The following is a 12238-nucleotide window of genomic DNA, read 5'->3' as shown; positions in this document are numbered from 1 at the left end:
GGGGTGCGTACGGCGTGTCTGGTCCAGGGCATTTGTTTTGACCGGAGTCGATGAGGTAGGTACGCTCAGACCTTGTGCCTGGGGTGTGCCTGGGCTCCTGTGCGTGTCTTCAGCCGCATGGCGAGTTCGAGTATCGGCCACCGTAATCTGCGCTTTCCTCGCTTGCGGCGGGGTCATGCAGCATTCGACACACCCGACCGCGTGGGTCGGAGTCGTTCCAGGTTAGTTGTACTGACGGCACACAGAAACCGGAGAAGTAGTGCCTACGATCCAGCAGCTGGTCCGCAAGGGCCGGCAGGACAAGGTCGAGAAGAACAAGACGCCCGCGCTCGAGGGTTCCCCGCAGCGCCGGGGCGTCTGCACGCGTGTGTTCACGACCACCCCGAAGAAGCCGAACTCGGCCCTCCGGAAGGTCGCGCGTGTGCGTCTGACCTCCGGTATCGAGGTCACGGCCTACATTCCGGGTGAGGGACACAACCTTCAGGAGCACTCCATCGTGCTCGTGCGAGGTGGCCGTGTGAAGGACCTGCCTGGTGTTCGTTACAAGATCATCCGCGGCTCCCTCGACACCCAGGGTGTCAAGAACCGCAAGCAGGCCCGCAGCCGCTACGGCGCCAAGAAGGAGAAGTAAGAATGCCTCGTAAGGGCCCCGCCCCGAAGCGCCCGGTCATCATCGACCCGGTCTACGGTTCTCCTCTTGTCACCTCGCTGATCAACAAGATCCTGCTCAACGGCAAGCGTTCCACCGCCGAGCGGATCGTGTACGGCGCCATGGAGGGTCTCCGCGAGAAGACCGGCAACGACCCGGTCATCACGCTGAAGCGCGCGCTTGAGAACGTCAAGCCGACGCTTGAGGTCAAGTCCCGCCGTGTCGGTGGCGCCACCTACCAGGTGCCGATCGAGGTCAAGCCCGGTCGCGCCGCCACCCTCGCACTCCGCTGGGTCGTCGGGTACTCCCGCGCCCGCCGCGAGAAGACCATGACCGAACGCCTCATGAACGAGCTGCTCGACGCCTCCAACGGTCTCGGCGCCTCGGTCAAGAAGCGTGAGGACACGCACAAGATGGCCGAGTCCAACAAGGCCTTCGCGCACTACCGCTGGTAGTCGCTACCCCCATCGAGACCGAGAGAAGATTGAGCCTCATGGCCACCACTTCGCTTGACCTGGCCAAGGTCCGCAACATCGGGATCATGGCCCACATCGACGCGGGCAAGACGACGACCACCGAGCGCATCCTGTTCTACACCGGTGTGAGCTACAAGATCGGTGAGGTCCACGACGGCGCTGCCACGATGGACTGGATGGAGCAGGAGCAGGAGCGCGGCATCACGATCACGTCCGCCGCGACCACCTGCCACTGGCCGCTCGAGGACGTCGACCACACCATCAACATCATTGACACCCCCGGGCACGTGGACTTCACGGTCGAGGTGGAGCGTTCGCTCCGCGTCCTCGACGGCGCGGTCACCGTGTTCGACGGTGTGGCGGGTGTGGAGCCCCAGTCCGAGACGGTGTGGCGCCAGGCCGACCGTTACGGCGTGCCCCGTATCTGCTTCGTCAACAAGCTCGACCGGACCGGCGCGGAGTTCCACCGCTGCGTCGACATGATCTCGGACCGCCTCGGCGCGACCCCGATCGTCATGCAGCTTCCGATCGGTGCCGAGATGGACTTCAAGGGCGTCGTCGACCTCGTGACGATGAAGGCTCTTGTCTGGTCCGCCGAGGCCGCGAAGGGCGAGATGTACGACGTCGTCGACATCCCGGCCACGCACACCGAGGCGGCGGAGGAGTGGCGCGGCAAGCTGCTCGAAACCGTCTCCGAGAACGACGACGAGCTGATGGAGCTGTACCTGGACGGCGTCGAGCCCTCCGTGGAGCAGCTCTACGCGGCGATCCGCCGCATCACCATCGCGTCGGGCAAGGGCGACGGCACCACCGTCACCCCGGTCTTCTGCGGAACCGCGTTCAAGAACAAGGGCGTTCAGCCCCTGCTCGACGCCGTGGTGCGCTACCTGCCCTCCCCCTGGACGTCGAGGCCATCGAGGGCCACGACATCAAGGACTCGGAGCAGGTCGTACGCCGCAAGCCGTCCGACGACGAGCCGCTGGCCGCGCTGGCGTTCAAGATCATGAGCGACCCGCACCTCGGCAAGCTCACCTTCGTCCGGGTGTACTCCGGCCGTCTGGAGTCCGGCACCGCCGTGCTGAACTCCGTGAAGGGCCGCAAGGAGCGCATCGGAAAGATCTACCGTATGCACGCGAACAAGCGTGAGGAGATCGAGGCCGTGGGCGCCGGTGACATCGTCGCCGTGATGGGCCTGAAGCAGACCACCACCGGTGAGACGCTCTGCGACGAGAAGAACCCGGTGATCCTGGAGTCCATGGACTTCCCGGCGCCGGTCATCGAGGTCGCGATCGAGCCCAAGTCCAAGGGTGACCAGGAGAAGCTGGGTGTCGCCATCCAGCGGCTCGCGGAGGAGGACCCCTCCTTCCAGGTGCACACCAACGAGGAGACCGGCCAGACCGTCATCGGCGGTATGGGCGAGCTTCACCTCGAAGTCCTGGTCGACCGCATGAAGCGCGAGTTCCGCGTCGAGGCGAACGTCGGCAAGCCGCAGGTCGCCTACCGTGAGACGATCCGCAAGGCCGTCGAGCGGGTGGACTACACCCACAAGAAGCAGACCGGTGGCACCGGCCAGTTCGCCAAGGTGCAGATCTCGATCGAGCCGATCGAGGGCGGCGACGCCTCGTACGAGTTCGTGAACAAGGTCACCGGTGGCCGTATCCCCAAGGAGTACATCCCTTCGGTGGACGCGGGCGCGCAGGAAGCCATGCAGTTCGGCATCCTGGCCGGTTACGAGATGACCGGCGTACGTATCACGCTGCTCGACGGTGCGTACCACGAGGTCGACTCCTCCGAGCTGGCGTTCAAGATCGCCGGTTCGCAGGCGTTCAAGGAGGGTGCCCGCAAGGCGTCCCCCGTGCTCCTGGAGCCGATGATGGCCGTCGAGGTCACCACGCCCGAGGACTACATGGGCGATGTCATCGGCGACATCAACTCCCGCCGTGGCCAGATCCAGGCCATGGAGGAGCGGGCCGGCGCCCGGGTCGTCAAGGGCCTGGTGCCGCTCTCGGAGATGTTCGGCTACGTCGGAGACCTCCGAAGCAAGACCTCGGGTCGCGCAAGCTACTCGATGCAGTTCGACTCCTACGCCGAGGTTCCGCGGAACGTCGCCGAGGAGATCATCGCGAAGGCCAAGGGCGAGTAACTCTCCCGAGTTCACGCTTTAGGCTTGTCACCGGCAAGCCCTGGGGCGTTTCCACCGCGTACGGAGGAAACGCCCCGGGCCCCGGCATCCCAGCAAAGATCACCTGGCGCCGATGAGTAAGGCGTACAGAACCACTCCACAGGAGGACCCCAGTGGCGAAGGCGAAGTTCGAGCGGACTAAGCCGCACGTCAACATCGGCACCATCGGTCACATCGACCACGGTAAGACGACCCTCACGGCCGCCATTACCAAGGTGCTGCATGACGCGTACCCGGACCTGAACGAGGCCTCGGCCTTCGACCAGATCGACAAGGCTCCTGAGGAGCGCCAGCGCGGTATCACCATCTCCATCGCGCACGTCGAGTACCAGACCGAGTCGCGTCACTACGCGCACGTCGACTGCCCCGGTCACGCGGACTACATCAAGAACATGATCACGGGTGCGGCGCAGATGGACGGCGCCATCCTCGTGGTGGCCGCCACCGACGGCCCGATGCCGCAGACCAAGGAGCACGTGCTCCTGGCCCGCCAGGTCGGCGTGCCGTACATCGTTGTCGCCCTGAACAAGGCCGACATGGTGGACGACGAGGAGATCATGGAGCTCGTCGAGCTCGAGGTCCGTGAGCTTCTCTCCGAGTACGAGTTCCCGGGCGACGACCTGCCGGTCGTCAAGGTCTCGGCGCTCAAGGCGCTCGAGGGCGACAAGGAGTGGGGCCAGACGGTCCTCGACCTGATGGCCGCCGTCGACGAGGCGATCCCGCAGCCCGAGCGCGATGTCGACAAGCCGTTCCTGATGCCGATCGAGGACGTCTTCACGATCACCGGTCGTGGCACCGTCGTCACCGGTCGTATCGAGCGTGGTGTCCTCAAGGTCAACGAGACCGTCGACATCGTCGGTATCAAGACCGAGAAGACCACCACCACGGTCACCGGCATCGAGATGTTCCGCAAGCTGCTCGACGAGGGCCAGGCCGGTGAGAACGTCGGTCTGCTCCTGCGTGGTATCAAGCGTGAGGACGTCGAGCGCGGCCAGGTCATCATCAAGCCGGGTTCGGTCACGCCGCACACCAGCTTCGAGGCCCAGGCCTACATCCTGTCGAAGGACGAGGGTGGCCGTCACACCCCGTTCTTCAACAACTACCGCCCGCAGTTCTACTTCCGTACCACGGACGTGACCGGCGTTGTGACCCTCCCCGAGGGCACCGAGATGGTCATGCCGGGCGACAACACCGTCATGACGGTCGAGCTGATCCAGCCGGTCGCCATGGAGGAAGGCCTCAAGTTCGCCATCCGTGAGGGTGGCCGGACCGTCGGCGCCGGCCAGGTCACCAAGATCAACAAGTAGTTACACCGACCTGGTCCGCGAGGGCCCCGCATTCCGTCCCGATGAGGACGGTGGTGCGGGGCCTTTGTCGTGCCGGGCGGGGGTTCGGTGCCGGAGGTCGGCTTCGAGGCTTGGGGCGTCGGCGTCAGACTTCGGGCGTCAGACTTCGGGCTTCGGGCTTCGGGCTTTGGGCTTTGGGCTTTGGGCTTCGAAAAACTTTCGGTTGTGCACGCCCATTGTTTCGGGGAATTCTCCGATCCAGTATGCAAAGAACTCACCAAAGGGCGTCGGCGACTGGAGGAGATTCATGGGTGCCATGGAGAGCGCGGTCCCTGGCGAGCCCAGCCGCAGAGCCGTTCTCGGCACCGGGATCGGGATCGGCGCGGGGGCGGCGGTCGGTCTCGGTACGACGGGCCTCGCCGCTCCGGCCGCGGTGGCCTCCTCCGGAGTCGGAGGCGCCCGGCCCACGGACCCGGGCGCGTACATCTCCTTCACCCCGCGGACCGGCGCCTTCCCGCTCGTACGGTCCGGGGACGCGGCACCGCTCGTGGTCAGCGCCGACGACCACCCCGGGGTGGTCCGTGCGGTGGGCGATCTGCGGGACGACATCGAGCGGGTCACCGGAGTACGCCCCGGACTCGCCAGGCGCGGTGTTCCACGGGGCCACCGCGAGATCACCCTCGTCGGTACGATCGGGCGCTCCCCGCTGGTCGACGGGCTGATCGCCGCCGGAAAGCTCGATGTCAGCGGGATCGAGGGCGCCTGGGAGACCTCACTCCAGACCGTGGTCGAGGACCCGCTGCCGGGTGTGGACCGCGCGTTCGTGGTGGCCGGCAGTGACCAGCGAGGCACGATCTTCGGGGTGTACGACGTGTCCCTCGGGATCGGCGTCTCGCCCTGGTACTGGTGGGACGACGTACGGCCGGTCCATCGCGAGGCCCTCTACGCCCTGCCGGGCCGCCACACCCAGGGCACGCCCGCCGTGAAGTACCGAGGGATCTTCATCAACGACGAGAACCCGGCGCTCGGCACCTGGGCCCCGGCCTTCTTCGGCCCCGGCAAGGCCGAGGGCCACCCCGGCGGCTTCAACGCCGGGTTCTACGCCAAGGTCTTCGAGGTCATGCTGCGTCTGAAGGCGAACTATCTCTGGCCCGCGGTCTGGGGGCGGGCCTTCGCCGAGGACGATCCGCTCAACCACGCTCGCGCCAAGGAGTACGGGATTGTCATGGGCACATCCCACGAGGCTCCGATGATGCGGGGCATCGAGGAGTGGAACCGCCATGCCGTGCCCGCCGTACGCGACAGCGACGGCGCGATCGTCACCCCCGGACACGATCCGTACGGCGGCACCGGCGAATGGTCCTTCCTCCGCAACGCCGACGCGATCAAGGTGTACTGGGCCGAGGGGATCCGGCGCATGGCCGACCAGGATTTCGAGGGCGTGGTCACGCTCGGCATGCGCGGCAACGGCGATACGAGCCTGCCGGACGGCGACGGCATCGAGCTGATGCGGGAGATCATCGCGGCGCAGCGGCAGATCCTGGCGGAGGTCCTGGGGGAGGCCGGGGGTGAGGGGGCCGCAGCGGGGGCCTCTCGTACGGCCCGTATCGCCAGTACGGAAGAAGCCTCCCGTACCGCCCGTACCGAAGGAGCCTCCCCTACCGCTCCCGCCTCCGTCCCGCAGGTGTGGACCCTCTACAAGGAGGTCCAGCACTACTGGGACCGCGGACTGCGCGCGCCCGACGATGTCACCGTCGTCCTCACCGACGACAACTGGGGCAATATCCGCAAGCACCCCGACCCGGCCGAGCCCGCCCGCAGCGGCGGCTACGGCCTGTACTACCACTTCGACTATGTCGGCCTCGGCCGCAACTACAAGTGGGTCGACACCACCTCCCTGCCGAACATGTGGGACCAGCTCCACCAGGCCGTCGCGTATGGCAACAACCGGCTGTGGGTCACCAATGTGGGTGATCTCAAGGGCAATGAGCTGCCGACCCAGTTCTTCCTCGACTACGCCTGGAACCCGGACCGCTGGACGCTCGCGGACCTGCCCGAGTGGGAACGGCGGTACGCGCGGCAGAACTTCGGCGAGGCGCAGGCCGCCGCGATCGCCTCCGTACTCGCCGCGTACGGCCGGCTCCAGTCCCGCCGCAAGCCCGAGCTGCTCAACCGCAGGATCACCCTGGACCCGGCGAAGGACCCCGCCACCGATTCTTCGGCGGTGGTCTATGACGACCAGGCCACGCCCTTCTCGCTCTCCGCCCACCGCGAGCTGGAGCGGGTCACGGAGGAGTGGCGGCAACTCGCCAGGGACGCCGACCGGATCGCCCGGCGGCTGCCGGCGGCGGACCAGGACGCGTGGTACGAACTGGCGGGGTACGCGGTCCGGGCCACCGCCAATGTGTATGTGCTGCGCGAGGCCGAGTTCACCAATCTGCTCTACGCCCGGCAGGGCCGCGCCGCCACCAACGACCGCGCGGCCGCCGCCGAGGCCGGGCTCGCCGAGGACTTCGCCCTGGCCGAACGTTTCAACAGCCGGATCGCGGGCGGCAAGTGGCGCGGCTTCCAGACCCAGCCGCACATCGGGTACGGGGACATCGAGCGGTACGGTCCGAACGCGCCCTGGCAGCAGCCCGAGCTGGACAATGTCGCCCTGCCCGACGAGCTGTTCCCGGCGGTCAGACGCATCGAACTGCCGGAGGCGGCGCGGCTGGGCGTGGCGGTGGACGGCTCGGAGGAGTGGTGGCCCGGGGCGGGAAGCCGGGCGGTGCTGCCCGAGTTCAGCCCGTACCGTACCGGGCCCGACCCGTACATCGAGGTCTTCAACCGGGGCCTGAGCCCCTTCGGCTACCGCATCGAGCCGTCCGTGCCGTGGATCACCGTGGACCGCCCGCGGGGCCGGGTCGACCAGCAGATACGGGCGGCGCTGCGGGTGGACTGGTCACGGGCGCCGCGCGGCAGGACCGAGGCGGAGATCGTGGTGTACGGGCCGGAGGGCACGGCGGTCCCGGTCACCGCGGTCGTCGACCACCGGCGGGTGCCGGGTCTCGACGGTCTCGCGGGCGTCAACGGCTTCGTCGAGGCGGGCGGCCATGTGGCCATCGACGCGGAGCACTTCAGCCGTGCGGTCGGGGCCGACGGTGTCCGCTGGCAGCGCGTCGAGGGCATCGGCCGTACGGGCGCGGGCATGACACCTTTCCCGGTCACCGCCGCGAGCCGCACCCCGAGGCGGGGCGGGGGCTCGCCCCGGCTGGAGTACGAGCTGAGCCTGCTGGCGTCCGGTCCTGTCACGGTGTGGGCGTACGTCTCGCCCCGCAACCCGGCACTGCCGGTGGCCGGGCTCCGGTACGCGGTCTCCTTCGACGACGAGGTGCCGCGTACGGTCGACATCATCGCGGCGACGGGCGCGGACGACGGACTCATGAACCCGCAGTGGGCCCGCAACACGTCGGACAACATCAACCGCACGGCGACCCAGCACATCCTGCCCAGACCGGGCCGGCACCGCCTGGTCTTCTGGATGGTGGACCCGACGGTGATCCTCCAACGCCTGATCATCGACACGGGCGGCCTCCACCCCACCTACCTGGGCCCCCCGGAAAGCTTCCGCACGGGCTGAGGGTCCAGGGCGGCCCGCTCGCCGCGCGGGCGGAGCCTTGCCACTCATGGTAACGAGTGGCAAGGCTCCGTAGCCGCGCGGCGGAACGGTCGGGGGAGGTGGTCAGGGCTGTTGGATCAGTTGGAACGACTGGGCCGCCGAGCCGTTGCAGGGGCTCTGGACGAGTTGGGTGCCGGAGGCGGTGGTGGGTGGGGCGCTCAGGCATTTGCCGCTGTGGCGGGCCGTGAAGTGGTAGCGGCCCGATGCCTCGGCGACCGCCTGCCACTGCTGGTTCAGGCCGCCGGCGTAGTTCCAGAGCTGGATCGGCGCGTTGTCGGCGGTCGACACATCGGTGACGTCGACGGCCTGCTGGGCGTTGCCGCGCGGTCCGATGCGCGAGAAGCCGCTGTCCGTGGCGCGGATCTGGTACTGCTGCGCGAGCGTGTTGTTGCAGGTGTACTGCTGGATCGCCGTGCCGTTCGCCGTGGCCGCGGCCCGCGCGTCCACGCACAGGCTGTTGCCGCTGTTCACCAGCGCGTACCAGGCGGACTCGTTGATCGGTCCCGGCGGCGTCGGGTTGCCGGTCTCGCCCGTACCGAGCCACTTGAGGCTGTCCAGGATGAACCGGTTCTGGGTGGCGCTGCCGAAGGTGGACGAGAGCGTCTGGCCCGTCTCGTAGTTCATGGCGTTGTGCCCGAAGTTGGAGTAGATCATCCGGTAGCCCGTGTTGGTCCACATGATCGGGTAATAGCCGCTGTACCAGGACTGGTTGGGGTCCGTGCCGAGCGGGAAGCTCACCGGGTCGACCGAGGACAGGATCTTGATGTTCGACCGGGTCCTGAGGTCGTTGCTCCAGCTGTACCACTCGCTGACGGAGGAGGTGAAGGTCGCCGGCAGGCCGGTGGTCGTGGGGTGGGTGCGGTCCTCGACCTTGAGCGTCGCGGTGGTCGGGCCCCAGGTGTTGGAGCGGAAGTTCCCCGAGCCGAGGAAGTCGTTGTAGTACCACGACCAGCCCCCGGCGTTCGTGGTGAACGCGGAGACATGGAAGCCGAACCAGGCCCCGCCGCCGCGCATGTAGCGCTCGAAGCCGGCGCGCTGCGCGGCGGTCTGCGGTGCGTCGTCGAGGAAGATCACCACCTGGTACTGGTCCTTGGTGATGCTGGTGAGCTGGTTCCAGTTGTTCGTCGCCGTGTACGTGAAGTTGTTGGCGGCGGCCTGCTGCGGGAACCAGGTGTTGGCCTCCCGTACGAAGCTGATGTGCGCGTCGTCCCAGGTGCCGTTGTAGAACGCCAGCACCTTGAAGGGCGCGGCGGCGGCGCCCTCGGCCCGTACCGCGCCCTGGGCGGCGGGCGCGGCGGTCAGGCCGAGCAGTACGGCGAGCAGCGCGAGGAGCCGTACACCGGCACTCCTCAGGCGGACCCTGTCTCTGGTCATCGGGGGATGGTCCCTTCCTCTGCCGGTGGGGGGTGGCGCACGAACCGGCCGGGGAGGTGAAGCTGTCATGGATATGACATCCCGACCGGTAGGTGTGGCCTGCTCGTGATTTAAGAAGTGAACCCACCCCACGTCAAGGCCCTGGTATGGACCAATGTCCGCGCGGCCCCGCGCGCGGGCCGAGGATTGCCCGTCATCGCCGTGGGGTACGCTTTCCGGCCCGATTGGCTATGGCCCAGGCCGCTGTGGCACACTAGCCAGGTTGCTCGGTTGAGTGCCGATGCTGCGCGCCTCCCGCCGGGGGGACCGGAAGCGAGTCCCACAGTACTCGTCGTCCCAACTGCCTTACGGGCAGCGCTGGGACGGACGTACGGGAATCTTCCGGGAAGCGTCAGCGGGGCCCCGGCCAGGCGCCCGGTGGTCAGTGCACGCACATGCGGCCTGTGACCGGCTTCGCGGACTTTTGGGCCGCACCCCCTCGGCTGGGAAATCCTTCGGGAGTTCTGAATAGAGGGGATGCGACACGCCCGACCGCGTGGGTCGGAGCAGAGCGCAGTGCCACCAGGGTTCCAGAGCGTTACGAGAGACAGGACTACGAAGCAGCCATGGCGGGACAGAAGATCCGCATCCGGCTCAAGGCCTACGACCACGAGGTCATCGACTCATCGGCGAAGAAGATCGTCGAGACGGTGACGCGTACTGGTGCGTCGGTCGCGGGCCCGGTGCCGCTGCCCACTGAGAAGAACGTGTACTGCGTCATCAAGTCGCCGCACAAGTACAAGGACTCGCGCGAGCACTTCGAGATGCGCACGCACAAGCGCCTGATCGACATCCTCGACCCGACGCCCAAGACCGTTGACTCGCTGATGCGCCTGGACCTTCCGGCCGGCGTCGACATCGAGATCAAGCTCTGAGAGGCGCGGAAGAGATGGCTAAGCAGATCAAGGGTGTCCTGGGCGAGAAGCTCGGCATGACCCAGGTCTGGGACGAGAACAACCGTGTCGTCCCGGTGACCGTCGTCAAGGCCGGGCCCTGTGTCGTTACCCAGGTCCGTACGAATGACTCCGACGGCTACGAGTCGGTCCAGATCGCCTTCGGCGAGATCGACCCGCGCAAGGTGAACAAGCCCCTCAAGGGCCACTTCGCCAAGGCCGACGTGACCCCCCGCCGCCACCTGGTGGAGCTGCGCACCTCCGACGCCGCCGAGTACACGCTCGGCCAGGAGATCACCGCCGCCACGTTCGAGTCCGGCGTCAAGGTCGACGTCACGGGCAAGAGCAAGGGCAAGGGCTTCGCCGGTGTCATGAAGCGTCACAACTTCAAGGGCCTCGGCGCCGGTCACGGCACCCAGCGCAAGCACCGCTCTCCCGGTTCCATCGGTGGCTGCGCCACCCCCGGCCGGGTGTTCAAGGGCCTCCGCATGGCGGGCCGCATGGGCAACGAGCGGGTCACCACCCAGAACCTGACCGTTCACGCCGTTGACGCGGAGAAGGGCCTGCTCCTGATCAAGGGCGCGGTCCCCGGTCCGAACGGCGGCCTCGTCCTGGTCCGTACCGCGGCCAAGGGGGCCTGAGGTAACCGATGAGTACCATTGACATCCTTTCGCCGGCCGGCGAAACGACCGGGACCGTCGAGCTCCCCGCGGAGATCTTCGACGCCAAGGTCAGCATCCCGCTGATCCACCAGGTCGTCGTCGCCCAGCTCGCGGCCGCCCGGCAGGGCACGCACAAGACCAAGACCCGTGGCGAGGTCCGCGGCGGTGGCAAGAAGCCGTACCGCCAGAAGGGCACCGGCCGCGCCCGTCAGGGCTCGACCCGCGCCCCGCAGTTCGCCGGCGGTGGCGTCGTGCACGGTCCCGTACCGCGTGACTACTCGCAGCGGACCCCGAAGAAGATGAAGGCCGCCGCCCTGCGCGGTGCCCTCACCGACCGGGCCCGGCACTCCCGTATCCACGTCGTCTCCGGCGTGGTCGACGGCGACGTGTCCACGAAGGCCGCGAAGACGCTGTTCGGCAAGATCTCGGAGCGCAAGAACCTGCTCCTGGTCGCCGAGCGCGCCGACGAGGCCGCGTGGCTGTCCGCCCGCAACCTGCCCCAGGTGCACATCCTGGCGCCGGGCCAGCTCAACACGTACGACGTGCTCGTCTCCGACGACGTGGTCTTCACCCAGGCCGCCTTCGAGTCCTTCGTGTCCGGCCCCGCCGACCAGCGGACCAGCGCCGACACCGACACCGAAGGGAGCGAAGCCTGATGGCCGAGGTCACCAGCAAGACCTTCACGGACCCGCGCGACATTCTTGTCAAGCCCGTGGTCTCCGAGAAGAGCTACGCGCTGCTCGACGAGAACAAGTACACGTTCATCGTCGCGCCCCACGCCAACAAGACCCAGATCAAGCAGGCCGTGGAAGCGGTCTTCTCGGTCAAGGTCGCCGGGGTCAACACGATCAACCGCCAGGGCAAGCGCAAGCGCACCCGCACCGGTTTCGGCAAGCGCGCGAACACCAAGCGCGCCATCGTGACCCTCGCTGAGGGCGACCGTATCGACATCTTCGGCGGCCCGGCCTCCTGACGGAGGACGGATCGTTCAGAAGTCCGGAATCTTCCGAGGACTG

The 12238-nt window shown here is 67.6% G+C and carries 9 protein-coding genes and 1 pseudogene; 9 read left to right on the top strand and 1 reads right to left on the bottom strand.

Annotation, left to right across the window (positions count from 1 at the left end):
* Window positions 1-259 precede the first annotated feature (259 nt).
* From rpsL to KQY30_RS14010, 5 genes and pseudogenes are all read left to right on the top strand, one after another.
* Window positions 260-631, top strand: coding sequence for a 30S ribosomal protein S12 (gene rpsL, locus KQY30_RS14030; RefSeq protein WP_003948652.1), 372 nt, complete (start codon window positions 260-262; stop codon window positions 629-631).
* Window positions 632-633: 2 nt separating this feature from the next.
* Entirely contained in the window at window positions 634-1104 is a 471-nt protein-coding gene (rpsG, locus tag KQY30_RS14025; protein WP_030742163.1) for a 30S ribosomal protein S7, read from the top strand.
* A 38-nt stretch (window positions 1105-1142) separates the two neighbouring features.
* Window positions 1143-3268, top strand: a pseudogene (gene fusA, locus KQY30_RS14020) (elongation factor G).
* Window positions 3269-3420: 152 nt separating this feature from the next.
* Window positions 3421-4614, top strand: a complete 1194-nt coding sequence (gene tuf, locus KQY30_RS14015) for an elongation factor Tu (RefSeq protein WP_046503245.1) — start codon at window positions 3421-3423, stop codon at window positions 4612-4614.
* 295 nt (window positions 4615-4909) lie between these two features.
* Complete coding sequence (locus KQY30_RS14010; protein ID WP_254407593.1) at window positions 4910-8215, top strand: glycosyl hydrolase 115 family protein; 3306 nt, start codon at window positions 4910-4912, stop codon at window positions 8213-8215.
* Window positions 8216-8317: 102 nt separating this feature from the next.
* On the opposite strand, the gene KQY30_RS14005 is transcribed toward KQY30_RS14010, so the two are convergent.
* Window positions 8318-9628, bottom strand: a complete 1311-nt coding sequence (locus tag KQY30_RS14005; RefSeq protein ID WP_217307105.1) for a ThuA domain-containing protein — start codon at window positions 9626-9628, stop codon at window positions 8318-8320.
* A 605-nt stretch (window positions 9629-10233) separates the two neighbouring features.
* Here KQY30_RS14005 and rpsJ point away from each other — a divergent pair.
* From rpsJ to rplW, 4 genes are read left to right on the top strand one after another with little or no spacing between them, the layout of a single operon-like run.
* A complete protein-coding gene (gene rpsJ, locus KQY30_RS14000; RefSeq protein WP_003948644.1) occupies window positions 10234-10542 on the top strand; it encodes a 30S ribosomal protein S10 in 309 nt (102 codons plus the stop codon).
* Window positions 10543-10556: 14 nt separating this feature from the next.
* Window positions 10557-11201, top strand: a complete 645-nt coding sequence (gene rplC / locus KQY30_RS13995; protein WP_030351433.1) for a 50S ribosomal protein L3 — start codon at window positions 10557-10559, stop codon at window positions 11199-11201.
* An 8-nt stretch (window positions 11202-11209) separates the two neighbouring features.
* Window positions 11210-11878, top strand: coding sequence for a 50S ribosomal protein L4 (gene rplD / locus KQY30_RS13990; protein ID WP_217307104.1), 669 nt, complete (start codon window positions 11210-11212; stop codon window positions 11876-11878).
* Window positions 11878-12195 (top strand): 50S ribosomal protein L23, encoded by a 318-nt coding sequence (rplW, locus tag KQY30_RS13985; protein WP_046504624.1) that lies wholly within the window; start codon window positions 11878-11880, stop codon window positions 12193-12195. The genes rplD and rplW overlap by 1 nt, the downstream gene beginning before the upstream one ends.
* The last annotated feature ends 43 nt before the right edge of the window (window positions 12196-12238 follow it).

This window comes from Streptomyces sp. GMY02 (assembly GCF_019056675.1).
Taxonomy (GTDB): Bacteria; Actinomycetota; Actinomycetes; order Streptomycetales; family Streptomycetaceae; genus Streptomyces; species Streptomyces odonnellii.
Note: the sequence above shows the minus strand (reverse complement) of the source record. Positions and strands in the feature narration are given on the sequence as shown.